Here is a 25741-nt window from a genome sequence, read left to right as displayed (position 1 = left end):
TTTTGATGGAGGATGTATGATTTCTAATTGGTCAAATCATAGATCCGAAATCATAAATCCTGAATTCCTATCCCACGTCACTGATCTCCAGCGCCTGCCCGTACCGGGCGAGCATTTGTTTGCGCAGCCGTGCGTTCTGTGGGTGTTTGAGATCGGGGTCCTCGCCCACCAGGAGCTGCGCCTCGCGGCGGGCTTCTTCCAACAGTTCGCGATCGCGCTGCAAGTCAGCCACGCGAAACGGTGGCAGACCATGTTGCTGTGTGCCAAACAAATCGCCGGGACCACGCATTTGAAAATCAAGCTCCGCCAACGCAAAACCATCCGTCGAGTTGGCAAACGCCATGAGACGTTCGCGGCCTTGCTCGCTGAGCTCTTCGCTCACCAGCACGCCGCAGAAGCCCGGATGCATGCCGCGTCCCACGCGACCGCGGAGTTGATGAAGTTGCGCGAGGCCAAAGCGTTCCGCCCCCGCGACGGTCATCACCGAGGCGTTCGGCACGTCGACCCCAACTTCGATCACTGACGTGCTCACCAGCACTTGCGTCTCGCCACTGCGGAAGCGGTCCATGACTTCCTGCTTCTCCGCGGGCGACATCCGGCCATGCAAGAGGGCCATGCGATACGCTTCGAGCTCGCCGTTAGTGAGTTGCTCGAACGCGGCCGCAACGCTGGGTGCCGAGATCGTGGTCGATTCATCCACGAGCGGGGCCACGACATACGCCTGCCGGCCTTCACTCAGGCGGTCGCGGACGAACTGCCACCAATTCGGTTGCTTCTCAGATTCGACGAGATAGGTGTTGATCGGCTGCCGCCCGCTGGGGAGTTCGCCGAGCGTCGAGACTTCCAGGTCGCCGAAGAGTGTCATCGTGACGGTTCGCGGGATTGGCGTCGCCGTCATTACCAGATAATGCGGCGATTGATCTCCTTGCCGCAACGCCGCCCGTTGCCGCACGCCGAACTTGTGTTGCTCGTCGATCACCACGAGGCCGAGATTCTGGAACCGCACGTCGTCTTGAATCACGGCGTGTGTGCCGATGACGACGTCGATCGTCCCCGCGGCGATGTCGGCCAGCAGGCGATCCCGCTCGGACTTGGTTGTTCCCCCCGCAAGCACCGCGAACCTCACGCGGCTCGCTTCGAGCAAACCGGCGAGCGTGTCGGCATGTTGCCGAGCCAGGATTTCCGTGGGGGCCATCAGCACGGCCTGCCGACCGTGCGCGATCGCGACCAACATCGCGTACAACGCGACAAGCGTCTTGCCGCTGCCGACATCGCCTTGCAACAAGCGATTCATCGGCCGATCGAGCGCCATATCGGCCGACACTTCGCTGATGGCCCGTTCCTGACTCGCGGTGAGATCGAACGGCAGCAACCGGCGAATGCGGGCGTCGATTTTGGTCGTCGCGGGAAGTGGCGGCGCGGGCAACGAACGCTGTTGAGCCCGCCGCACCGACAGGGCCAGTTGCAATACGAAGAGTTCCTGAAACACGAACCGCCGTTGCGCACGAGTGAGTTCCGCCTCATCGGCGGGTTGATGAATTCCACGAATCGCGTCGGGGAGTGTGATGAGGTTGTACTGTTTCAAAAGCTGCGGCGGAAAGACTTCCTCGGGAACGCCTGCAAACTCTTCGACCGCCGAGCCGATAATCCGCCGCATGTAGTATTGCGACAATCCTTCCGTAAGCGAATACACGGGGAGCAGTTTCCGTCCCGCGAGCGGGCTTTCCTCTTCGCCGAGCCAAGTGACTTGCGGGTGCGACATCTCCCACATCATGCCGCGGAGTTTTGGCTTCGCCGTGAGCAGAACCTGCTGACCTTCCTGAAACTTGCTCCGCATGAAAGGCTGATTGAACCAAGTCGCCCGCAGATGGCCAGTGCCGTCGCTGACCAAAATGGCCGTGCGGGTTTTGCCAAAGCCTTGGCTCGCCACGGCGATTTCTTCGACTTTACAGCGGACGCTCAGCAGTTGGTCTTCCTCGAGATCGGCAATCGTCCGTTCGTCGGAAAGGTCTTGGTAATCCCGGGGGAAGTTGAACAGCAGATCGCTCACTGTCCGCAAACCCATCCGCCGCAGCGCCTCTGCCCGGTCGGAATTCACGCCGCGCAAGCGATCCACGAGCGTCATCAACGTCTGTTTGGCGTCGTCGGGTTTAGCATCAGAATCCATGCCCGCATTGTAACCGCCCAACGCCAACAAGTTAGCCGGCAGCGTCCCGCTGCCGCGTATAAAACATTTGCGTCAACACTACCGCAAGTACTTCTGATACGCCGCGACGGCCAGTTGGTCGACGCGGTCGTTTTCCTCATGGCCGCTATGCCCCGCGACGCGGGTGTACTTGATCTCATGCCGGGCGAGCTGCTCATCGAGTTGCCGCCAGAGGTCTTCGTTTTTGACGGGGACAAACTTGGTCCCTTCCTTACGCCGCCAGCCGTTGGCCTTCCACTTGGGGAGCCATTCAATCATCCCTTTGCCGACATACACGCTGTCGGTGAAAATCTCCACGGAAGTGGGTTTCTTAAGCGCCGACAGCCCTTCGACGACCGCCGTCAACTCCATGCGATTGTTGGTGCTTTCGCGTTCCCCGCCGGAGCGCTCGAGTTCCTTGCCGGTGGCAGGATGACGCAGGATGAAGGCCCAGCCCCCAGGACCCGGATTGCCGCTGCACGCACCGTCGGTGAACAAATGGACCAGGGGATGATTTGCCATGCGATCTGCGAAGCCGAGCGTGAGTTTACTTGCCAATGGGTGCGGCCAGACCGTCGAGCCGCGGTTTGGAGAGTTGCTTCAAATCCTCGGCCAATTCCGAAACGCTGCGCGGCACTTCGGACAACTCCCACGGCAAAGCCACGGTGAACTCGCTGCCCTTGCCAAGTTCGCTTTCGACGGTAATCTCGCCCCCCAACAGTCGACACAACTCACGCACGATCGACAACCCCAAACCGGTGCCCGAATACTCGCGGGTCATCGCCGTGCCACTGGAAAGCACGTTCGACCCCTGACGGAATTTCTCGAAGATCACCCCTCGATCTTCTTCGCTGATACCCACGCCCGTATCGGTAACGCTCAGTTGCAACTCACCGCGACGATCGCGGAGCACCTTCACCGTGATCCGGCCGCCATCGGGTGTGAATTTAATCGCATTGGAAAGCAGGTTGTTGATGATTTGCTCGACCTTGCTGCGATCTTGCCGCATCAAGGGCAAAGCCGGTTCGATTTCGCAGTCCAGATCGATATTCTTCTTCTCGCTCAACGGCCGGGCCATGTCACATTGACCCGACACCACCGAGCTGATGCTGAAATCGCTCAACCGGATGTCCATTTTGCCGCTTTCGATTTTCGCGAGGTCCAAAATGTCGTTGATCATTTCCAGCAATTGCCGGCCGGAACGCTGGATGTTGCTCGCGTAGCGGCGTTCCTTGTCTTCCAGCTTCTCGAGCGTCGCCAGCAAGTCGCTAAAGCCAATAATACTGTTGAGCGGCGTGCGCAGTTCGTGGCTGACCGTGGCCAGGAAGTCGCTCTTAATCTGGTTCATCTCGAACAGCCGCATGTTTGCCTGGGCCATTTCGTCAACTTTATGATCCAGCTCGGTGTTCACTTCCTTAAGCTCGTCCTGCTGCCGCAAGAGCTGCCGCAACATTCGGTTAAACGCGGCACCGAGTTCCTCGAACTCATCTCCTGTGTGAATGACGGCCCGCTGCTCGACGTCGCCGCTGCGGATCGCATTGCTCACATCGCGCAAATGCCGTAGCGGCTTGACGATGATGTACCGCACGATGACAAATAATGCGACCATGGAAAGGAACACAGTCACAACGGCCGCGACAATCATCCAAGCGATACTACTCTGTTGCAATTCACGGATTTCCTCGGCATCCGTTTCAATGCGCTCAATGGCCAGTAAATCTCCAACTCTTAAATCGGGCCAATGAACGGGGACGCCCGGCGTGCTGTGGCAAAGTATGCACTGCTGTTCGGCATAAACCGGAGTGTAGTATTGATAAATCCATTGTTCTTTTTGTGGATTTGCTGCCTTATCTTCTTCACCTTCAACCAATGCCGCTGGCCCATCGGTGACTTGAACAAGCCTCTGATACCATTGTGGTGGCAACTCCTGAATGTCTTCATCAGTTTTGAGTTGCTGCCCTAATTTCTTCCATTGATCCATTAAGTCCCATTCGAACTGATCCTCAGGCCGGCCAATTCGTTGAGGGTTGTCCGGCAACAACATTTGCACGGAATACTTGAGTTTGCGCATCGTTTCCCGAGTATCAGCCAAAGCTCGCTCGATGGCCGGGTCAACCTCGCCCGTCTTGTGCAACTCTGCGAGCTTGGCATTCGCCAACGATTCGCCCATGAGACTGGCGGTTAGTTCCACGATCTCATTGGTCCGTTGCCCATACCACCAGAAGCTCCCCGCAATCAGCGGCAACAAACACGCCCCAAACAGCCACCGGCATTTACGCTCGAGGCTCGTTTCGCCAATCGCTGTGGTCAGGCCGCGATAACTCATTCAGGAGAGGTCAGGGGTCAAAGGTCGGGGGGCAGAATTCAGAAGTCAAAGAGCCGGGTCGTCCCGACCCCGGTTGGTACGTCTCCATTCTAAGGGAGCAGCGCCAGACAGTCCAAGTGCAACACCGTGACCCCTGACCTCCGACCCCTCACCTCTTCGCTACAACATATCCCACGGATCGACGTCCACCGCCAAAAAGACCTTGTCTGGTAGCTTGATTCGCGATGTGGCCTGCTGCACCACTTCGTGCAGTGGTGGCATCGATTCTGCTTGCAATTGGATTTGAAATCGGTACTGATCGCGCAACTTGGCGATTGCCGCCACAGCGGGGCCCATCACGCGCACCCCTGGCTGCTCGCTCGCCGCGGCACGTAGCGCGATTCCAATCTGCTCCGCCACGGCACGCGTGGTTTCTTCCGCCGGGCCGCGAACCACCAGCCGAATCATCGAACCATACGGCGGGTAATGCAGTTGCTTGCGAACCGCGAGCTCTTCCACAGCGAACATCTCGTAGTCGTGCCGTACCGCCGCGCGGATTGCCAAGTGATCGGGGCTCAAGGTCTGCACTAAAACTCGACCTCCCTTCTCACCCCGGCCGGTTCGTCCTGCCACTTGCGCAACGAGTTGAAAGGTGCGTTCCCCCGCGCGAAAGTCTGGCAAGTGCAACGCCGTGTCGGCATTAATCACCCCCACCAGCGTCACGTTGGGAAAGTCCAAGCCTTTGGCGATCATCTGCGTCCCCAGCAGGATATCGATCTTGCCTTCGTGGAAAGCATCAAGCACACGCTGATGGCTGCCGTGGCTTTTCATGCTGTCGGTGTCCATCCGTTCGCACACGTAGTCGGGAAACCGCGCATTCACTTCCGCTTCGAGTTTCTGCGTCCCAACACCACCAAAGCGAATCGCCACGGAATGGCAATCAGGGCAACTCGCTGGGGGCTCGGTTTGATAATCGCAATAATGGCAGCGCGTCACATGTTCTTGGCGATGAAATGTGAGCGGCAATTCGCAGTGCGGGCACTTGGCCACGAATCCACACGCCGGGCATTGAATGTGCGTTGCGAAGCCACGGCGGTTTAACAGTAAAATCACTTGCCCTTCATCGCGCAAGGCCGCCACCATCGCTTGATGCAACGGCCGGCTGATCGCCCCTCGACTATGCCGCGTCTGAGCGGAATCACGCAAATCGACGATCACCACGTTGGGCAAAGGCCGATTGGAAACCCGCCGTGGCAAATCGAGCCGCTCGAATTCTCGCAGTTCTGTTCGCTGCCAAGCTTCCAACGACGGTGTCGCGCTGCCTAGCACGAGCGGAATCTTCTCCGCGAGCGCCCGCTGCCAGGCCACATCTCGGGCATGATACCGCGGTGTGCTGTCCTGCTTGAACGACGATTCATGCTCTTCGTCGATGACAATGAGTCCCAAATGCGGTGTCGGTGCAAACACGGCGCTCCGTGCGCCAATCACAACTTGCACTTCACCCCGCGAGATCCGTTGCCACTCGCGATGACGCTCGACGTGTGTTTGATGGCTGTGCAAAACTGCCACGCCGTCGAATCTAGCGCGAAAACGTCGTACCGTTTGCGGCGTTAAACTAATTTCTGGCACAAGCACAATCGCTTGCCGACCAAAGCTCACGACACGATCAATCGCTTGCAAATAAACTTCCGTCTTGCCGCTGCCGGTGACGCCATGCAGCACCATACCGTGAGCTTCAGGTATTTCTAAGGCGGCATGAATTCTATCGAGCGCCTGTTGCTGATCTTCATTGAGCGTCAGCGGTGTTTCGCGTTCCGCAAATTCCAGTTCCGATTCGCCGGAATCGATTCGCTTCTCGCGGGCTTCGATCAAACCTTTCTTAAGCAGCTGCTTGATCGGCGCAACCGTGCAATCCGCCTTTTCCGCGAGTTGCCGCATCGTCAGGGGACGCTCAGTCTTGACTAGATATTCCAAAGCCTGAGCCTGCTTGGCACTAAGCTTCAAACTTCCCAACTGATCGCGTACATCCTCGGGAACAGAAAGCAGAATGACTTTCCGCGTCCCGGCAAGCTGCCGCACACCGGCAGGCACCACCGCTTCGAGTACCTCGCCCCAGCTGCACAGATAGTAGTCGGCCATCCACCGCGTGAGACGCAGCATTGCCGGCGACAACAGCGTGGCCGTGTCGACAACCTCTGCGACCGATTTCAGCCGCGCAGGATCAACCGTCTTCGTGCCCAATGAGACACAGTAGCCAACTACTTTGCGATTGGACCGACCAAACGGCACGCGCACTCGGCGACCGGTCTGCAAACAACAGTCAGGAGAATCCTTATCGCACAGAAGTTCGGGAACCAAATAGTCGTATTCGCCCGTGGCCCCTTCGCCCAAGACGACGGTTGCCACCAACCGTTGTTGCCGCGCATCAACTTCCCACTCAGCGGGCTCATCGTCGAATAAACTGGTTTGCTTACTTGGCATGAAATCTCAATATTTAGCCCCGCTGCTTGCAGCAGGAGAACATCCTGAATAAGATCGCGCTCAAGGTTGTTATTATAGAACTCTTTCCCCTTCATCGCATTCCGCTGCAAAACCCCATGCGTCTCGGCATTTTCGGTGGCAGTTTCGATCCCGTGCATCGGGGGCATCTCGTTCTGGCGGAGAGCTGCCGGCAACAGGCTCAGCTCGATCGCGTCTGGTTTATCCCGGCTGCGCAACAGCCTTTCAAACCAGATGGTCCGCGAACCAACGCCGTTGAGCGTTTGGCCATGCTGGAACTTGCCCTCGCCGATTATCCCAACTTCGAAATTTCTCGGATTGAACTCGAGCGCGGCGGCACGAGCTACACGGTCGATACGCTGACAAACATCGCCGCGTTGCACCCGTCGGCTCAACTGTTCCTTTTGATGGGGGCCGATTCACTGGTCGACTTCCCACACTGGAAGAATCCTCAGAAGATCTGTCAACTAGCCACCCCGCTCGTCGTCAATCGTGCGGGAGAGCCGTCACCTAATTTTACGCCACTAGAAGCAATTGTTTCTGAGAAAAGGCTCGCGGAAATTCGAGCCGACCAAGTTGAAATGCCACCGATGGAAATCAGCAGCTCGGAAATCAGACAACTCATTACAGCGGGCGGAAACTGGGATGAATTTGTTCCAAACAAGGTCGCGGAATACATTCGCAACAAGAATCTATACCAATAAGCTAAACTAGATCGTTCGCTTAACGATTTTCAATGCTCGCATTGTTCCAACTCTCAATTTGAGCTTCGTAATCTGCTTCACGTTCTGTTCTCGTTGTACCGCCACCACTGTAACTATCGCCGAAAACTGAAAACAAACCTTCGTAAACGGTGCAACCGCTCAAGCTCAGCATTGCTATGGCGATCAAAAGAACTTTTACGCGATACATAGCATTGACTCCGCACCTACGCTGCTCTCAATGCCGAGTCATTCAAACTCGCTGCTAGCAGCGGATGAAGTTCGCCCGACGGCGATTCCGTGCGCAGGGCGTCCAGCACATCATTAAGTTGCTCGCGATGCGATTGCGTCATGTCGAGCAGTAAACATTTCTTGCCATGAATCAAGTAATGCCCACCGCCGGCACCGTCGAGCACGTCTTCGCGAACTTCGTAACCCGCCGATCGTACGGCTTCGAGAGCGAGTGATAGCAACTTGGCGGCGTTCATCGGTTTCCCTTTCCAACTCGTTTTCTGCTGTGGGGCGGGATTGTATCGGCTTCGGTTTGAGTCGCCCAGGGGAATTCGTCGATACCGTCTACTGAGCTAAGTACCGATATTAAAAGCAGTTAAAGCGTTCCAGTCAGTCAAAAAGGGCAAGCTACACAAGCCCTGAGACAGTGTTTCCCCAACGCCAGCAACTCGAGACGATCCCATGCAAGGCGGCAATCTGAATCCCCAACAGGAAATCGAGTACCTCAAACGACAACTCCTGCAAGCGCAGCGGATGGCCTCGCTGGGGGAACTCGTGGGCACCACCACCCACGAATTCAATAACGTGCTGATGACAATCCTCAACTACGCCAAACTCGGCCTGCGTCACAAAGACGAACCGACTCGCGACAAAGCCCTCGACAAAATCCTCGCTGCCGCTCAGCGCGCCGAAAAAATCACCAACAGCGTGCTCGGCTTGGCGCGTAATCGCAAGGAAGAGTTTGCCCCCACGCATCTCGATCAACTCATCAACGAGTCACTGATCCTGCTGGAACGCGAATTACAAAAATACCGCGTGCAGGTTCGCTGCGAGTTTGCCGAAATCCCACCGGTTCGCGCGATTGGCAATCAAATCCAGCAAGTCCTGCTCAACATGATGACCAACGCCCGGCAGGCAATGCCTAACGGCGGCGAACTCATATTGCGATTGGCTCACGACGCTGCCTCTAACATGGTGGAACTTACGATACGCGATACTGGCTCGGGCATACCCCAAGAAAGTCTGCCGAAGATTTTCGACCGCTATTACTCCACCAAGAATGGACCCGACGAAACGGGCAAGGGAGGCACGGGCGTGGGACTCGCCACTTGCAAAGATATCATCGATGCCCATCAAGGCCGCATCCGTGTAGAAAGCAGCCTCGGTCGCGGCACGGCGTTCATCATTCGCTTACCGGTAAGCCAGCCGGTCGTAGCGCCAACGCTTCCACTACCAAAGCTTGGCGTCCCCTCAGCTCTACCGATATCATAGTCGCAGGCGGCAGCCAGCGGTCATGCCACGGGCTACTGCCTGTGGCTACAACTTAAACACGCATTAATGATGTGGCTGCGGCGGATTTGCAATCCGTTCTTGAATATCGAGCAGCATGAGTGTTTCAATTTCGCAATCCCGACCCATAGGAATCCAGAACTTAGAGAGCTTGGTGCGGCTCACGCTTTCATCGAGTCGGCTGGGGATCGAACTATCAAAGCGAAATGACGCCGCGCCAGCCGTAGCATTTTCTGGTCGCGCAAGGTCTTCAAACTCCTTGTAAACAATCGCTTCGACGAGCCAACCCCCTTGTTGCGGCACGACGCGAATCTCGGCCCGACGACGCACGCTTTGGAGCGTACTTTCCACCAAGTTGTATCGGCCTACCGAATCCCTGCGATGCGGTTCGAGCAAAGTTCCACCAATCTGCGGAAATGTTTCGATGCGACCTTCCGTCACAACATTGCCGACCATTTGCACGCGATGTTCTTGATCGACGTCGAAATAGTCATCCACAGTGTCGACAATCAACTCCCAAGTGTAATCCTCGTTCGTCACGGGAATGACAATCGACCGCGATACATTGGGATCGGTCGCGGCGGCTTGCTGCACACCTTGCGGCGTTTGAAATAAAGGATTGCCTCCACTTCCCGGCGCAACAAACGTTGCTCCCCCTGCGGCCACGGTTGGCGATTGCAGCGCGGGCGGCTCGTTACGAAACGAGTGGCAACCCGCGGCAATCAGCATTGTCAGGATTATGAAGTAACGGCGCATTCACAGACCTTCAGCCCAACGCATCGATGTGAGCGCATGAGGGCGGCGAATAATCGTCAAACGATGCCAGCACCGCAAGGGCGATCACAATTGCTAGCAGACTGCCAGGCAATTCAACGACCTGATCGCCAAACGACCAGTCCTTTCGTTGACTTTGCTCCCCCTTCAAGCCCAACTTTAAAAACACTGGAAATAAAGGCTTTTTCCAAAGCGGCACACTTCTTGCGATTGAGCGATTTGTCAGTTTCACATCATTCTTAGGAGAGGAAATTATGAACACTCGCGTCGCCAATCGTGCAGGCAAAGTCAAATACGGCATTTTAGCTTGGTTGATCGGCCTGCCACTGCCTATCGTTCTTATCTTGTTGTTTTATCGCGGCTGCGACTTTTAACCACCGAGGAACCGATGGCCAACAGCTCCAAGCAAGAAGGCAAGTCGAGCAAAAAGCAGCAACGCCCTGCGCAAACTCAATCGCGCCAGCCAGGTCGTCAAACTAAGATGCGGCCCGAGCCGGTGACAATCGTGCCGGAGCTACGCGGCAGTGAGAAACTCGCTGACCGAGTTGCCCTGATCACTGGTGGGGATAGCGGTATTGGTCGCGCAACGGCCGTGCTATTTGCACGTGAAGGGGCAAAGGTTGCCATCGTTTATCTCGAAGAACAAACCGATGCCGAGGAAACTCTGCGGCTAGTGGAGGAGGAAGGTTCGGAAGGCCTGTTAATTAAAGGCGATATCGGTCGCGAAGCGTTTTGCAATCAAGCCGTTGAGAAAACGGTAAAGAAATTTGGGCGACTCGATATCCTTGTGAACAATGCCGCCGAACAGCATCCTCAGAAATCGCTAGAGGACATCACCGAAAAGCAGCTCGATGCCACATTTCGGACGAACATTTATTCAATGGTGTTTTTGTCGAAAGCCGCCCTGCCGCATCTCAAGAAGCATCAAGGCTCAACGATTATCAACACGACATCGGTCACTGCTTATCGTGGTAGTCCAGGTCTACTGGACTATTCCGCCACAAAAGGTGCGATCGTCAGTTTCACCCGCTCACTCTCTGGAATGCTCGCCAAAGAAGGCATTCGCGTGAACGCAGTTGCACCAGGACCGATTTGGACTCCGCTCATCCCTGCAACATTTCCTGGCGAAAAGGTGGCCAAGTTCGGCAGCGACACGCCATTGGGCCGGGCGGGTGAACCATGGGAATGTGCCACCTGCTTTTTATTCCTGGCATCCCTCGATTCGCAGTACATGACCGGCCAAGTGCTCCATCCAAACGGCGGCGAAATCGTCAACGGTTAATACTCCCCCTTGCTTGGTACTCCAGAGAGGTACTATGGGAGGGTCTTCAGCACTTGTTCAAAACACTCTTTCTAGGACCACGCTATGGATAATCAACAAGATTACTCCTTCGATCTCCACCGCATCTTTCTCGGCGAGCATCCCGTCACCTACTTTTTTGAAATCGCTCTACGGGTATTTCTTGTCTATGCAGTCACGCTTATTTTTCTGCGCTGGAGCGGAAAACGTACCATGGGTGACATCACTTTTTTCGACTTTGCTATCATTATTGCGCTCGGATCGGCGGTAGGGGACGGCATGATCTTTGACGACGTACCTTTATTGCATTCATTCGCGGTTGTTGGGCTCGTGCTCGGAATTGAACGTGCCGTCGCCTTGCTAACCGAGAACAACAAAACGCTTGAGAAAATCATTGAAAGCGAACCCACACTCATTGTGGAAAATGGCGTCATACTGCTCGACAAACTGCACGAAGAAACATTGTCACGCGACGAGCTGTTTGAGAGCCTGCGAGCCGACGGCATCTATCAACTCGGGCAAGTGGCCGTGGCCTATCTCGAACCCTCAGGAAAACTTAGCACGATCAAACGAACTGAAACCCTACCAGGACTTTCAGTTCTTCCCGACGGCAAACGGCTGTGCGAATCGACTGACGAACCGATTCTTTGTTGTAAAAAATGCGGTTGCCTCGCCAATCAGCAAGAAAAACAATGCATTCGCTGTGGCGATCACCAGTGGCAACCGGCTACTCTAGCTGATTGTTAGAGTACTCAGATAATGAACTTGCTGTCGAGCTCACAAGCATGAAACATGAGCCAGCGACGAAAAGGCTAATAGCAAATGTTTCTAAATGTTTGAAGAAAAAACAGATACTCCCTACAAAGAACAACGCATTGCCTAATAAACCTAAAACAACAAACCACCATTCATAGCGATCAAAAAATCGTTTTGTTTTTTCATTACTGCGTCGACTAGCCGACCGCTCTTCGCGGCCAGGATTAACTCTTTTCCTGACAGAGGTGACGGCCTCAACCATTTCCGTTGACCCTATAGAAAAACGGCGGAGACGACCGCGAATATCGTGTCATTGACCGGAGATCTCATGATCCCGACGTCCCCTCGGACTAGAGAAGATGCGAAAACCTTAGCCTTCATAGGGTTACAACAAACCACGACAACCTGACGCACCTGATCTTCGTGCGGTCGTCTCCGTCGAAAAACCTCGTTAACTTCCCGAGCCACTACCACCCGCTCCACTTCCCGATCCTGTTCCCCCAGTGCCACTTGTTCCCGTACCTGTGCCTCCAGTTCCGGTGCTGCCGGTACCTGTCCCTGCACCGGCTGGCGTGCCTGCGCCAGTTCCTGTCGTCTCACCAGTGGGGTTGAGGCCAGTATTAAATCCCGGAGATTGTCCCGTGTTAAAGCCGGGTGAGGCTTCACGATTCTGATTAGATCCTTGATTGGCCTGATTCCCTTGATTGTTCAAATAGTTGTCGGCACCGAAATCAAATTGTTGGCCAGTCATCTCGTTGTAAGATTGACGTTGTTGATCATTAAGTATGCCTTGAAATCGCTCGTTGGAGCGTGAACGCAACTCATTAAATCGATTCGTAGCATCATCGCGATTACTAGCATAGCCTTCCCTCAACCCACTGATTTCAGAGTTCCAGTCGTTATAAAGTTCTTGCAATTGACGACTTTGGTTGTCGTTAAGATTCAATTCTCGCTGCAGACGTGGGTTCTGAAAAGCGCCATACCCCTGGTATTGCAATTGAAGTTGATTGAAGCGAGCTTGCTGCTCAGGATTTCGAAAAACATCACGCGAGCTACGAGTGAATTCATTGTCAAATCGATCGCGGTATTCATTCAAGCGCTGACTACGCGCTTGTGCATCGAGTTCGCCACCATTGTTGTTCTGGTTACCCCTCAATTGTCGCCATGTATCGCCATAGGCTCTATTAAGTCGTTCCATCTGATCATCATCGAGTTTTAGTTCATTCCGCAAATTTTCGGAACTAAACCAAGGTGATTCATCATCGGGATAAATACTGCTTTCCCCTCGAGCTTTAACCTGACTTCCCTGTTCTGTGGAAGCTCGCTTTTTAACATTGGTGTGTACCTCGGCTGGCTGCGCGAAAAGAGGGGCAGCAAGGAATGCTGTTAATACCCCGATTACCCCACTGTTGATTAACATTCTCATGACAAGACTCGTTTCTTAATAAGTGAGTTGGTTGCTGGCACATTTTTTTACGTACCTTGATTAAGCGGGGTTGCACATTCCATACCAGTCCGAGATAGCGTCGACACGGCGAAACTGCCTGCAAAAAATTAGCCAATGACGAGTCACTTGGTCATTACCTAACCGCATCGGTCAGTGACCGGTCCAAATGGGCGTCAGAGAACAGAAGCTTTGAAAAATCGTCACCAAAAAAGTCAGGCCGGTGATTCTTGCGAATCACCGGCCTGGCGGTTGCAAAGCCGCGGCCAAAGTGGATTGGCTACGCGCTAGTTATCTCTTACGGCTTAATAGCCGGAATCAATCCCCAGTCGCATTTTGAGTTCTTCAAATTGGGCGATGTAATCGTCATTGGTCGAATGCACGTGTTCGGCCTCGGTAATGAACCGCATCTCTTCCCGGCAGTTCAATCCGGCGTCGATCAATGCGCTTTCAAATGGCGTGAGCTTCTTGCCGTAGACGATCAACAGTTTGTGTTCGTCGAATTGCACTTCTTGAGGCGTGCTGGGATTCAGCACCGCGATCCCCGTGCAACCGTCGTTCACCAGCATATCTTCATATTCCCACAAAATGCTCTGCAGGATTGGCATATCGATATGTTCTCGATAAAGATCCTGATTGCCGGAAGTCGGATAATGGTGACTGCTCTCCAACACCACGTCGACCACCGGCCCCAGAGGATCTAACAATTCCATAAATGTTTCAAATAACCGTTCCCGCGAAGCCGCGGCCATCACGACTGGTACGTCCTGTTTCGAGGACTCATCGCGGTAGGTGTCGTGGCGGAAGCCAGCGGAAGGAACCACTTCCAAACCATAGGAAGGCCGCACAGCTTCAGTCAGAATAAAGCTACCGTAGCGGCTCACCTTCATGTGCGCTTCTAGCTCGTCCTCGCGCAATGTTTCGAAGCTGCTCGTGCCTTGTGCGACAAGGTCTTCGTGGAAGACGTTACGAAAAAATTTCTTTAGGAAGCCCATCGGCGAACTCTTTGCTGGTCAGGCAGTCAATTGATGTAGGTAAGTTGCAAGGAAAGTTGCCAGGAGCGTGTTCCACGCATAACTCTGCGTGGTTGAGGGGGTCTCACTCGTCGGTTTCCGCGGCAGCTTTCCGAGCGCCACTGGATACTCAAATCTAGGTCACGCTGGCGGTTGGTTTTCCCCTACAAGGCACGAATTTTTCCCGGGAATCCAGGCCCGTTACAACCGCCACAATCCGTCGTTGGCACTCGTTTTTCGCCCGATGGTGGCCCTCGTGGGCTCTCTTCGGGCGAGATAGCTAAACGTAGCTCAACACAATTCGATATTCGCCTTAGAGGCAAAAATTTGTGCTCTCGTTTGCGGACATTCCCCTGTCTTCTCAAACAACGAACGACACTTTCGCGCCAACCCCACCGTCAGGTTGATTCACGCAAACGCACGACCAGAACACGTTGCCCGTAGGCAACACAACACTCCGCAAGCGCGCAAAAAAACGCCCAAGGATTGGCAATCCCTGGGCGTTGTCGTTGGTACATTTTTAAGCACTACTTACGCAGGCTGAAGTTCACGCTTCCGATCGGCGATAATATCGGTTTGGATATTGCCCGGCACCGGTGCGTACTTGCTCAATTCCATCGTGAAGGTTCCCTGACCCTGAGTCTGGCTTCGCAGATCGGTTGAATAACCAAACGTCTCGGCCAGCGGCACTTCGGCGATGATCTTCGTAATCTTGTTAGCCGTGTCGGTCGACACCACCATGCCACGCTTGCTGGAAATCTGACCGACGACCGGGCCTTGGAAGGCCTCAGGGCATTCGATTTCAACGAGCATGATCGGCTCCAGCAAAACTGGCTTCATACGTTGGAAGTTTTCACGGAAGCACTCCTGGGCGGTCAGCATGAACGCCATATCCGACGAGTCGACGTCGTGGTACGAACCATCGTTGACTTCCACCGTGAGACCCACCACCGGATAACCGGCCAACGGCCCCTTGGTCAACATTTGACGGAAACCCTTTTCGATCGCGGGGATAAAGTTCTTGGGGATCTTGCCGCCAGTGATTTTATCGACAAATAGCAATTCGCTGCCAGCGGCTTCTTCGCGATCCTCGGCAGACATCGGCCGCATTTCGCCCTTGATATGGCCGTACTGGCCAGAACCGCCAGTTTGCTTCTTGCGTTTGTGATCGTAAGCGTAGGGCGCGGTGCCACTCTCCCGGTAGCTGACCTTGGGAGCACCCACCTCGACTTCGACGCCGTATTCACGCTTGATACGTTCGACGTAAATCTCAAGATGCAACTCGCCCATGCCGGCGATGACGGTCTCACCCGTCTCTTCGTCGGTGGCCACCTGGAACGTGGGGTCTTCCTTGCGGAAGCGCTGCAGGGCCTTGCCTAACTTGTCGGCATTGTCGCGTGAAAGCGGATTGATCGACATCTTGATCACCGGCGCGGCCACGAACATGCTTTCGAGCGTGCAGTAACTAGGCTGCGAGCAATAGGTATCACCGCTCGCGCAATCGAGGCCCATAATGGCCACGATATCGCCCGCCTCGGCTTTGTCGATTTCTTCACGCTTGTCGCTGTGCATCTTGACGATGCGGCTAAAGCGTTCTTTCTTGCCGGTGCGCTGATTGAAGTAAGCTTCACCCTTGGAAATCGAGCCTTGATAAATACGCGTGTAGGTTAACTGGCCATATTCGTCGTCGACGATCTTGAATGCCATCCCCACGAACGGATCATTGGGATCGCTAGTCAGTGGCACCTTCTTGCCCTCTTCCTTGGGATCAAGGGCATAGAACTCGCGATCGAGCGGCGAAGGCAGGTAGCGATTGACTGCGTCCAACAGCGGCTGGACCGCCTTGTTCTTGAAGGCCGAGCCCATGTAAACGGGAGTGAAACCTTGGTTGATCGTCGCATTGCGGATGATCTTGTGGATCAACGGCATCGGGACTTCTTCCTCGGAAAGCAAAAGCTCCATCAGCTCATCACTGTACATCGACAACGATTCGAGCAGATGATGACGACCGGCTTTGGCTTCTTCGAGCAACTCGGCGGGAATTTCTTCTTCGCGGACGGTTTCGCCATTGGAACCATCGTTGTAGATCGCCTTCATAGTCAACAGGTCGATCACGCCCTTGAAGTTATCTTCCTTACCAATGGGAAGCTGCATCGCCACGGCATCGGCGCCGAGCTTTTCGCGGACTTGCTTCACCACCGAAATCGGATTAGCACCCGTGCGGTCCATTTTGTTGATGTAGGCCAAGCGGGGCACGTTGTAGCGCTTCATCTGACGGTCGACCGTCATCGATTGCGACTGGACGCCGCTGACCGAACAAAGCACGAGCACCGCACCGTCGAGGACGCGCAAGCTGCGCTCCACCTCGACCGTGAAGTCGACGTGACCCGGGGTATCGATCAAATTGATCGTGTTGCCCTGCCATTGAACTGTCGTGGCCGCGCTGGTGATGGTAATGCCACGCTCTTTTTCGAGCTCCATGTGGTCCATGGTCGCACCATCACCGCCACCGCGAACGTCTTCAATTTTGTGAATACGCCCGGCGTAGTACAAAATGCGCTCGCTCAAGGTCGTTTTACCCGAGTCAATGTGCGCTGAAATACCAATGTTTCGAACTTTACGCAGATCCATATATCAACCTCAACAAACCCTTCATCACTCAACAAATGTATCGACGCCGTCGTGTATCGCACACGCGGTGGTAGCTAACTGGGGATTGCCGGAAGGCGAATCGCTTTCCCGGCGATGCAGAATTACCGTACGAGTGACTTCCTGTCACCCTGTCGCAAGGCGGGGTAAACTGGTATTGTGCCTTCGCTGGCCGCTGATAGCTAGTGCAAATGCGATTTCCTCCGGGAAAACCGCCTTGAATATCAATGGACATTCCACATTCAATTCGCACCAGCGTAGGCAGCGGACCAATTTCCGCAAATAGCGATTTCTATTTTACGCGCCGTTTGCAAACTTGCGTATGAAGATTTCGTGCGCCACGTCGTCCGAGTCGATACGTCCGCGGCCAATAAGTGCTTTTCCTGCCATTAGATACGCAATATGACCGATTCATCCTCGCCGAATGCTGGCATGGCCACTGACACGGCCTCCAACGAGCCACGCCCCGTTGCCGCCAAGCTGCCCGATGGTTGGCTCTCGCGCTATCCTTGGGCCACGTTCATCTTGCCCATGGCCGCGTTCATGCTGCTTGGAAGCTTTGAGCCCACTCCGCCGCGGAATTTCAAACCCAGCGATGCCGAGAACATCACCGAGCTTCGTGCCCAGCTTGAACGGGCCGAAGCCTTAGAATCCACCAGCTCAGGTCTCCTCCCCAAGTTCTCCTACCAAGATTATCCGTGGATTTACACGGCCAAGCTCGCCCTCGTAATTCTCACAATGATCGCCGTCTGGCCCGGGTACCGCACATTCCCCTGGCGGGTGAGCTTCCTGAGCATCGTCGTCGGCGTCGTGGGGGTCGTTCTGTGGATTGTCCTCTGCCACATCCGTCTCGAACCGAAAATCATTGGCCCCATTGATCGCACACTCGGAGCCGTTCGCAACGTGTTGCCAGGGATCGATCACCCTGATCCCCCCACGATCGGCCTGATGGCGATGCTGGGAACCGGCGAACGCAGTGCCTACAATCCCTTTGTTTACCTAGCTGACCAACCGGGACTGGCTTGGGCGTTCCTAGTGGTTCGATTCATCGGACTCGCGCTCGTCGTGCCGATCATCGAAGAATTTTTCCTCCGCGGCTTTCTGATGCGATTCGTCGTGCATGAACAGTGGTGGCAAGTTCCCTTCGGCACCGCGACCCGCGCGGCACTGATCACCGGCACGGCGGTACCTATGCTGATGCACCCCAGCGAACTGTTGGCCGCGTTCGTTTGGTTCAGTTTGGTCAGTTGGTTGATGGTCCGCAACAAGAACATTTGGGACTGCGTCGTCGCCCACGGCGTGACGAACTTTTTACTTGGCGTGTACGTCGTAACGTTCAACCAATGGCAACTCATGTAAATTCTATATAACCCGGTTGTCCCGACCGGGCCTGATACATAATGTCCGAAATCACCACCCCCGACAGCTCACTCGTCCCGCCACGGTTCCTGTTCCGCTTTGCGGTCGAAGTTCACCGTTGCGATCCCATCTGGACCGCGCAAGGCATCACACTCGACGAAAAGTACCGCCTTCCGCGGCTCGCCGAGCTCGACAGCGAACGACAAATCGCCGATGTCCGCATGGCCTGGAGCCCGCAAGGCTTGGCTTGGTGGGTCAAAGTCGAAGGCAAGGCCCAGCTCCCCTGGTGCCGTGATTCGCGCCTTGAAGACAGCGACGGCCTGCAAATTTGGGTCGACACCCGGGCAACGACCAACATCCACCGTGCGAGTCAGTTCTGCCATCGCTTTGCCTACTTGCCACGAGGTGGCGGGCATTCTGCTGAAGAGCCCGTTGCCGACCAGTTACTCATCAATCGGGCTCGTGAAAATGCCCGTCCCGTACGGCCACGCGAATTGCAGGCAAAGGCCAAGGTCACCAAGAACGGCTACGAGCTTTCCTGCTTAGCCACGGCGATGTCGCTCTACGGCTACGATCCCGAAGGTTCGCCCAAGCTGGGATTCACCTATGCGCTGCTCGACCGCGAACAAGGCTTGCAAACCTTTTCGCTGGGCACGGGATTCCCCTACGAAGAAGACCCAAGCTGCTGGGCCGAGGTTCTGTTAGTGCCCTAAGGAGAGTGGGAGGCGTAAGCCTCGCGCAAATGTTGCGCTGTGATTGTGCTTCGCTATGCCGGGGACTAACGTCCCCCGCTCGCCTACTTGCCGCAGCAGAAAAAATCTTGGCTACATCGATTCACGCGATGACACCGCGGTTCTACGAATTGCGGGCACCGACGATCAAGTATAATCGCGGCCGAAGCCGCGATGTTAATGCGAAAATACTAGAATAAATCGCCAGGGTCAGCGCGCCCGGTTCTGGAATGGCTACGCGGTTCGAGACGAAAACGCCACTTGATCCGTCGGTGAAGATAGCGGAAAAAACGAGCTGGCCTCGGTCGTTGAAGCCGCTGGGGCGGCCATCGCCGTTACCGGTGTTGTTCATGAAACTTACAGAACTCACGATTCGAACGTCACCGGGTGCCACTTCCAGCGAGTCACCCTCTAGGACAATGAGCTGCAACATGTTGTTGGCGTCGGTCGCCCAAATGCCACGGTCGTTAGCATCCGTGATGCCGTTGCCGGTCAGGTCGGCAGCAAACGCCGTTTGGCCGGCACCATTGAGCGCTGGCCCGCTGAAGGTGAGGAAGCTGTCGTTCACACCGGCGGACGTGCCTGGAGCCGGATCGCCCTCACGGGCAACGAGCGCTAGGCTGCCTGAGCCCTCCGACCAGATGCCATTGTTGTTGGCGGTCGTGACGCCGCTGCCGATGAGGAAGCCGCGAAATGCGGTCTGCCCGGCTTCATTTAGCACAGGCAAATCTGAGATACCCAAGCCGAAACCACTGAAGTTCACTCCGCTGGGTGTGCCAGGGGCAGGATTGCCTGCGCGGGCGACCATTGTCAAGCTGCCCGATCCCTCCGACCAGATGCCTAAGCTATTTGAGGCCGTGATGCCACTGCCGGTGAGGTCGGCGCGAAATGCAGTCTGTCCAGCGCCATTGAGCACCGGCGAGTAGAAGAAGCCGCTGTAGTTCACGCCGTTAGGCGTCCCGGGGGCAGGAACGCCCGCGCGGGTAACCAACGCCAGACTGCCCGATCCCTCCGACCAGATGCCTGTGGCGTTAGCAGTCGTAACACCGCTGCCTGCCAGCCTGGCGGCAAACGCCGTCTGACCGGCGTTATTTAGCACAGGCAACCCGAAAAAGCTGCTGTAGTTCGCCCCGCTGACTGTGCCTGGTGCCGGATTTCCCCCTCGGGCTATAAGCACTAGGCTGCCCGATCCCTCCGACCAGATACCAACGCCATCCGTGTCCATGACATTACTGACAGTGAGAAAGGCACGAAACGCCGTCTGGCCGGCGTCGTTGAACACTGGCGAGTCAAAGCCGGTGTACTTGACGCCGCTAAATGTGCCTGGGGCCGGGTTTCCCTCGCGGGCAATCAAGGCCAAACTGCCCATTCCCTCCGACCAGATGCCGCTATTGTTCGCGCTAGTGACGCCGTCACCGCTGAGTTCGGCACGAAAAGCAGTCTGGCCGAGGTCATTGAGCACGGGTAAGTTGAAGTCGCTATATTTCACGCCGCTAAATGTGCCTGGGGCCGGATTTCCCGCGCGGGCGATCAAGGCCAAACTGCCCATTCCCTCCGACCAGATGCCTTTTTCGTTCTCACCCGTCACACCACTACCTCTGAGAGTGGCTACAAATGCCGTTTGGCCAACGTCATTGAGCACGGCGGTGCTGAAAGTGTAGTAGTTCACGCCGGTCGGAGTACCGGGGGCCGCCTGACCTCTGAGTGCGACCGTGCGAATTATTTGGGCGGTCGCCGTCCCGGCGCTAAACAGCACCGTCGCCGCTAGCGCCGTGAACATGGCAAATGAGGTTTTTTTCAAGTGCTAGGTTCCTGAGGAAACTTTAGGAGTCAATCTGTAAGATTACTCTAGTAGAAGGCCGAGCACAATTTTTTACAAAAGAATGGCGTGGATTATTTCACGCGGTCGTTCTCAAATAGCCGCAGTACTCCGAACCGCAGAAACGGCGATCAAGCTGCTCGCCTACTTGCCGCAGTAGTCGATGATCTTGGCGATTTCGCTCTTCATGTCGGCCCGCTCGACGATGCGGTCGATGTAGCCGTGGGCGAGCAGAAATTCGCTCGTCTGAAATCCCTTAGGCAACTCAATGCGGATCGTCGCTTTGATTGTCCGCGGGCCAGCAAAGCCGATCAAGGCCTTCGGCTCGGCAAAAATGATATCGCCTAGCGACGCAAAACTCGCGGCCACGCCACCCATCGTCGGGTTGGTGAGCACGGAGATAAACAAACCCTGCGCCTCGTCGTAGCGAGCCAGTGCAGCCGAAACCTTCGCCATCTGCATCAGCGAAAAGATGCCTTCGTGCATCCGAGCACCACCGCCCGAACCGCTTATGATGATCAGCGGCAAGCGTTGTTCGGTCGCACGTTCGATCAGCCGGGTGAGCTTCTCGCCGACAACAGAACCCATGCTTCCCATGATGAACGCGGAATCGGTGACGCCGAACGCCACGCGTCGAGCGCGAATCATTCCCGTGCCCGTCAGCACAGCATCCTTCAAGCCCGTCCGAGCTTGCTCAGCGACGATCCGTTCGCTGTACTTTTTCTTGTCCTCGAAGCCCAGCGGATCGGTGGGCGAGAGATTCGCATCCCATTCCTCGAACGTACCGTCGTCGAGTACGCTCTTGATGCGATCTCGAGCGCTCAAATACATGTGGAAGCCGCATTCGGGGCAGACGTTGAAGATCCGCTCGAATTCCTTGCGGAAGATCATCGCTCCGCAATCTTCGCAGCTGAGCCAAAGCCCGCTCGGCACGCCGCGCTTTTCCCGGGTGGGTTTGGCTTCGTCGTCCCGCATCGGTTTCGCTTGCTCGCTCGTAATATCGGTCTGGCTGGATGCCATGGGCTTGTTGGGGATCGTGATCATAAGCAGGAGAGTTCAGAAAACGTCCACCTCTAGTATATCAGCGGAGAAACATGCCAGCCATGCCGCGTTATTTCGCCATCGCTTGCGGTGGAAAGGGGTCGAAAAACGCCCAAGCCTCAGGTTTCTAAACGCGGGGCAAGCTCCGCAGCCAAATAGGCCTCGCCATCCCTCTCGGCGTGCCCATTGGTCTCGACATGTCCGTTGGTGTGGGCCACGCCGTTCACATCGGCCGAACCATTGAGGACGACCGTCTGCTCAACGCCGTGCGTGAGCAATTCCCACGCAGGCCGCGACTTGCAGCAAGTGGTCCACAGATTCCCCAAATCATCTTCACGAACAAGATTGCACAGCAAACTCGCCAAAGGCTCGGCCAGGACCAAGGCCACGGTCCCCGACTTGTGCTTCTTGGAAAGCTTATCAATCGCACCCTGTAGGCGCTCCTGCGCTGCGGCGACAGGTTCCCCTTCGGGGGGGCACACCGTCTCAGGATGTTCGATCCACTGCTTGTAAACCTTGGGCTGCTTCTGCTTCACGTCTTCGATCAGCATGCCCTGCCACAAACCGAGATCCAGGTTATACAGGTCTTTGTTGGTTTTGACTTTTTGTTGCAGGCTTACCGAGACCAATTCGGCCGTTTGCTGGCTGGCTTGATCGGGCGCGGAATATATCGCTTCGACCTCGTGCTGATGCAATTCTTCAGCAAGCGTGGCGACTTTCTGCCAGCCTTCTTCACTCAACGGCAAATCAAGCGTGCCTTGGATGCGGTGCTGGCAATCGTAGTCCGTCTTACCGGTACGAATTAACAAAATGTTGTTCATAGATGCGAAGTGCGTTTCAATCGCGACTCCTCTAAGGGTCTCAAGTTCGCTGGGCCAACTGCCTGAGCGTTGTCATGCTTGCCGCGTAGTCGGGAGTTTTGAAAATCCCCGATCCCACGACAAACATCTCCGCTCCCGCGGCAGCCGCCATAGCTATTGTGTCATCATTGATTCCGCCGTCGACTTCGATCATTGCTTTGTCGTGAAGCAACTCTCGCAACTGGCGTACCTTATCCATCACGCTCGCCGTGAACTTTTGCCCGCCGTAGCCGGGCATCACCGTCATCGCGAGCACATAGTCGCACGCATCAAGCACGGGCTCCACCGCCGAAACCGGTGTGGGAGGATTAAATGCCAAACCGGCTGCCCCCCCTGCGGCGCGAATCGCTTCCAAAATGGGTCGCGGATTATCAGTCGCCTCAGCATGAATCGAAACGAGCGTTGCTCCGGCTTCCACGAATTGCACAGCGTAGCGTTCTGGATTGGAAATCATCAAATGCACGTCCAACGCCAACGGCGTGAGCTTGCGACACGCTTCCACGATCGTGAAACCGTAGGTGATGTTCGGTACGAAGTGGCCATCCATGATGTCGAGATGCAAAACCTGTGCACCTGCTTCTTCCACCGCGCGGATCTCTCGTTCCAAATGTCCAAAGTCGCAGAGCAACATCGACGGCAATATAACCGGCGAGTCGGCACGCAGTTCGGAGAACTTGGAACCTTCGGACATAACGGAAGATTGGCAAAGAGCTGTGCTCATGGAAGACGAGCCACCGGCTCGACGGGAATTCGCAAGGAATGATATTCGCGAGTCTTAGCCTGTAACGCTAGAGAGGATGGGTAGGGCCTCATTTTTTCATCGTGATCGCAACGGGGCGAAATTCTAGCAGTCTTACGAGGAATCGCTAGGGTGTGGACTCGGGCAACGCCGTTAAGTGTTGCTATACAATCACTTGCGACCTGCTCAATTATCGTCCAGGTCTTCGCTTCTCGGCAATTCCGCCGGAGACTTGATGTTGAGCAACTGATTGAAGCGATCCGTCGTGCGGTAAACCGGTTTCGGTGCCTCGCCTACTCTTTCGAGTTGCAACAGTCCCCGGCGAATCAATTGATTCAGCAGCGCATCGCTCCGCGACCCTCGTGCACGAGTCACATCTTCAGCACTTACCGGTTGCCGATAGGCCACCACCGACAACACTTCGATCGCTTGCGGCGTGAGTTTCACCTGCTTGCTGCGCCCACTCAATCGTTGCCGCACGATTTCGTGTTCGGGCCGGAGATGCATCTGGTAACCGGCGCCTTCCCCGACGATGTGATAGCAGCAGCCATTCTGCTCATAGATTTCATTCAACTCGGTCACCAGCGCATCGACTTCCTGCGGCGAAACATCACGTATATGCGCGGCCATGGATCGATTCGTGAGCGGCTTACCATCGGCCAGCCCCACAAACAGCATTCCTTCAATGATCATTCTCGGCGACAGAATCTGGCGGTCATTGGCAAGCGTCGTGGTTTGTACTTCATCATGCGACCGTGTGACTTCCGCTGCAGTTGGTTCCGGCGTTTCGACGGTTCCCGTCAAACGCGCGAACGCCGCCGAGAGCCGATGCAGCGAAAACCGCCCGCCACCCTCATTCGTTTCTTGATTATTTGATGATTGAGCCACGCGCGGATCATACGTCGCGCGTTCCGCCAGCTACAAGAGCGCTCCCCAGCGATTGCTAGCTGCTAGCCATGCCCCCCGAGGACACTTGCTGATCTCGACAAACGGCCAAGCACGGGATAGATACCGCAATCTCCCAGATCATTTGGCCTATAAGCATTTTTTATGACTAACTATCTCCTTGCGCTAGCTGTCGTACCCCCGATAAGTCCCGAAGCTGAAGCGAATGCCAAGCTCCATGCCGAGACACTGCGTTTAGTCCGTTCTCTCAACTTTAGCCAACTCGATCAACAACATTGGTTGCACCTAGGAGAATACTACGGCCTACGGGCGATGTTCGTCGTCGTGCTGATGATCCTCGCTTGGACGCTTTCCAGTTGGACATCCTCGATCGTGCAGAAGGCGCTGACGAGAATCAAATTCGACGAAACACTCACCCTGTTTCTCGCACGGCTCGTTCGCTGGGGCATCTTATTTCTCACGGCGCTGACGTGTCTTAGTTACTTCGGCATCGAAACCACAAGTTTCGCCGCCCTGATCGGTGCCGCGGGCTTGGCCATCGGCCTCGCGTTCCAGGGGACGCTTTCCAACTTCGCCGCCGGGGCGATGCTGCTCATCTTCCGTCCCTACAAAGTGGGCGACACGATCACCAGCGGCAACTACCAAGGCACGGTCGCGGAGATCGCCCTGTTCACTACCGAGGTCGATACTTTTGATGGTCGGCGGGTCATTATTCCCAACAGCTCGATCTATGGATCGGTCATCGAAAACGTCACCTACCATCGCCTGCGGCGAGTCGATGTCCCCGTGGGCGTGGCCTACGACGCCGACATCGACGCCACCCGGCGAGCGTTGGAACGAGCCCTCACGATGGTTACCCAAGCGGTCCGCGATCCGGCCCCCGATGTGGTACTCGTGGGGCTTGGCGATTCCGCCGTCAACTGGACCGCCCGAGTCTGGGCCACTCAAAAAGACAATTCCACGGCCAAACAGGCCCTCATCCGTGCCGTGAAAATCGAACTCGACCAAGCCGGCATCGGCATTCCTTTCCCGCAACTGGACGTACACCTCTTCCAAACGGACAAACAGCCGCTCGCCGCTTAGCGACAACCAGTAGCTTGTCGGACTGCACAATCGGCGGTAGCCTAAACCGCTGCTAA

General features: G+C 55.6%; 23 protein-coding genes. 7 read left to right on the top strand and 16 right to left on the bottom strand.

What is annotated here, in order from left to right:
- Nucleotides 1–67 precede the first annotated feature (67 nt).
- From recG to priA, 4 genes are all read right to left on the bottom strand, one after another.
- Complete coding sequence (gene recG, locus SH678x_RS03355) at nt 68–2167, bottom strand: ATP-dependent DNA helicase RecG (protein WP_496921467.1); 2100 nt, start codon at nt 2165–2167, stop codon at nt 68–70.
- A gap of 78 nt (nt 2168–2245) precedes the next feature.
- A complete protein-coding gene (rnhA, locus tag SH678x_RS03350; RefSeq protein ID WP_496921466.1) occupies nt 2246–2707 on the bottom strand; it encodes a ribonuclease HI in 462 nt (153 codons plus the stop codon).
- A gap of 25 nt (nt 2708–2732) precedes the next feature.
- The gene (locus SH678x_RS03345) at nt 2733–4511 is read right to left on the bottom strand and encodes a sensor histidine kinase (RefSeq protein ID WP_496921465.1); all 1779 of its coding nucleotides are present in this window, start codon (nt 4509–4511) and stop codon (nt 2733–2735) included.
- 159 nt (nt 4512–4670) lie between these two features.
- Nucleotides 4671–6971, bottom strand: a complete 2301-nt coding sequence (priA, locus tag SH678x_RS03340) for a replication restart helicase PriA (protein WP_496921464.1) — start codon at nt 6969–6971, stop codon at nt 4671–4673.
- A 116-nt stretch (nt 6972–7087) separates the two neighbouring features.
- On the opposite strand from priA, the gene nadD reads away from it, so the two are divergent.
- Nucleotides 7088–7693: a nicotinate-nucleotide adenylyltransferase gene (gene nadD, locus SH678x_RS03335; protein WP_496921463.1), complete on the top strand. Its 606-nt coding sequence runs from the start codon at nt 7088–7090 to the stop codon at nt 7691–7693.
- Nucleotides 7694–7712: 19 nt separating this feature from the next.
- Here the strand turns inward: nadD and SH678x_RS03330 are convergent, their stop codons facing one another.
- Both SH678x_RS03330 and SH678x_RS03325 read right to left on the bottom strand, forming a co-directional pair.
- Complete coding sequence (locus SH678x_RS03330) at nt 7713–7901, bottom strand: hypothetical protein (RefSeq protein ID WP_496921462.1); 189 nt, start codon at nt 7899–7901, stop codon at nt 7713–7715.
- 16 nt (nt 7902–7917) lie between these two features.
- Nucleotides 7918–8178 (bottom strand): hypothetical protein, encoded by a 261-nt coding sequence (locus tag SH678x_RS03325; RefSeq protein WP_496921461.1) that lies wholly within the window; start codon nt 8176–8178, stop codon nt 7918–7920.
- Nucleotides 8179–8383: 205 nt separating this feature from the next.
- Here SH678x_RS03325 and SH678x_RS03320 point away from each other — a divergent pair, with 205 nt between their 5' ends.
- A complete protein-coding gene (locus tag SH678x_RS03320; protein WP_496921460.1) occupies nt 8384–9193 on the top strand; it encodes a sensor histidine kinase in 810 nt (269 codons plus the stop codon).
- 63 nt (nt 9194–9256) lie between these two features.
- Here the strand turns inward: SH678x_RS03320 and SH678x_RS03315 are convergent, their stop codons facing one another.
- Nucleotides 9257–9967, bottom strand: coding sequence for a hypothetical protein (locus tag SH678x_RS03315; RefSeq protein ID WP_496921459.1), 711 nt, complete (start codon nt 9965–9967; stop codon nt 9257–9259).
- 406 nt (nt 9968–10373) lie between these two features.
- Between SH678x_RS03315 and SH678x_RS03310 the strand changes: the two genes are divergently transcribed.
- On the top strand, nt 10374–11267 hold the full coding sequence (locus SH678x_RS03310; protein ID WP_496921458.1) for an SDR family oxidoreductase: 894 nt from the start codon (nt 10374–10376) through the stop codon (nt 11265–11267).
- Nucleotides 11268–11351: 84 nt separating this feature from the next.
- Nucleotides 11352–12032, top strand: a complete 681-nt coding sequence (locus SH678x_RS03305) for a DUF421 domain-containing protein (RefSeq protein ID WP_496921457.1) — start codon at nt 11352–11354, stop codon at nt 12030–12032.
- Here SH678x_RS03305 and SH678x_RS03300 read toward each other — a convergent pair.
- From SH678x_RS03300 to fusA, 4 genes are all read right to left on the bottom strand, one after another.
- Nucleotides 12013–12303 (bottom strand): YrhK family protein, encoded by a 291-nt coding sequence (locus tag SH678x_RS03300; protein WP_496921456.1) that lies wholly within the window; start codon nt 12301–12303, stop codon nt 12013–12015. The two genes, SH678x_RS03305 and SH678x_RS03300, sit on opposite strands and share 20 nt — an antisense overlap.
- Nucleotides 12304–12492: 189 nt before the next feature.
- Complete coding sequence (locus SH678x_RS03295) at nt 12493–13467, bottom strand: hypothetical protein (RefSeq protein WP_496921455.1); 975 nt, start codon at nt 13465–13467, stop codon at nt 12493–12495.
- 323 nt (nt 13468–13790) lie between these two features.
- On the bottom strand, nt 13791–14480 hold the full coding sequence (locus tag SH678x_RS03290) for a hypothetical protein (protein ID WP_496921454.1): 690 nt from the start codon (nt 14478–14480) through the stop codon (nt 13791–13793).
- 549 nt (nt 14481–15029) lie between these two features.
- The gene (gene fusA, locus SH678x_RS03285) at nt 15030–17129 is read right to left on the bottom strand and encodes an elongation factor G (RefSeq protein WP_496921453.1); all 2100 of its coding nucleotides are present in this window, start codon (nt 17127–17129) and stop codon (nt 15030–15032) included.
- Nucleotides 17130–17549: 420 nt separating this feature from the next.
- Between fusA and SH678x_RS03280 the strand changes: the two genes are divergently transcribed.
- Nucleotides 17550–18506 (top strand): CAAX prenyl protease-related protein, encoded by a 957-nt coding sequence (locus SH678x_RS03280; RefSeq protein WP_496921452.1) that lies wholly within the window; start codon nt 17550–17552, stop codon nt 18504–18506.
- Between the two features lie 41 nt (nt 18507–18547).
- Nucleotides 18548–19219: a DOMON domain-containing protein gene (locus tag SH678x_RS03275; RefSeq protein ID WP_496921451.1), complete on the top strand. Its 672-nt coding sequence runs from the start codon at nt 18548–18550 to the stop codon at nt 19217–19219.
- A gap of 142 nt (nt 19220–19361) precedes the next feature.
- Here the strand turns inward: SH678x_RS03275 and SH678x_RS03270 are convergent, their stop codons facing one another.
- The 5 genes from SH678x_RS03270 to scpB all read right to left on the bottom strand — a co-directional run bounded on the left by SH678x_RS03270 (nt 19362) and on the right by scpB (nt 24584).
- Nucleotides 19362–21038 (bottom strand): DUF7453 family protein, encoded by a 1677-nt coding sequence (locus SH678x_RS03270; protein WP_496921450.1) that lies wholly within the window; start codon nt 21036–21038, stop codon nt 19362–19364.
- A 162-nt stretch (nt 21039–21200) separates the two neighbouring features.
- Entirely contained in the window at nt 21201–22031 is an 831-nt protein-coding gene (gene accD, locus SH678x_RS03265; protein WP_496923054.1) for an acetyl-CoA carboxylase, carboxyltransferase subunit beta, read from the bottom strand.
- 185 nt (nt 22032–22216) lie between these two features.
- Entirely contained in the window at nt 22217–22918 is a 702-nt protein-coding gene (locus tag SH678x_RS03260) for a histidine phosphatase family protein (protein ID WP_496921449.1), read from the bottom strand.
- A 40-nt stretch (nt 22919–22958) separates the two neighbouring features.
- Nucleotides 22959–23648 carry a ribulose-phosphate 3-epimerase gene (rpe, locus tag SH678x_RS03255; RefSeq protein ID WP_496921448.1) on the bottom strand — a complete coding sequence of 230 codons (690 nt, stop codon included), beginning with the start codon at nt 23646–23648 and terminating at the stop codon, nt 22959–22961.
- A gap of 234 nt (nt 23649–23882) precedes the next feature.
- Nucleotides 23883–24584: an SMC-Scp complex subunit ScpB gene (scpB, locus tag SH678x_RS03250; RefSeq protein WP_496921447.1), complete on the bottom strand. Its 702-nt coding sequence runs from the start codon at nt 24582–24584 to the stop codon at nt 23883–23885.
- Nucleotides 24585–24746: 162 nt separating this feature from the next.
- Between scpB and SH678x_RS03245 the strand changes: the two genes are divergently transcribed.
- Entirely contained in the window at nt 24747–25685 is a 939-nt protein-coding gene (locus tag SH678x_RS03245; protein WP_496921446.1) for a mechanosensitive ion channel family protein, read from the top strand.
- The last annotated feature ends 56 nt before the right edge of the window (nt 25686–25741 follow it).

It is taken from the genome of Bythopirellula superficialaquae, from assembly GCF_059632245.1.
Note: the sequence above shows the minus strand (reverse complement) of the source record. Positions and strands in the feature narration are given on the sequence as shown.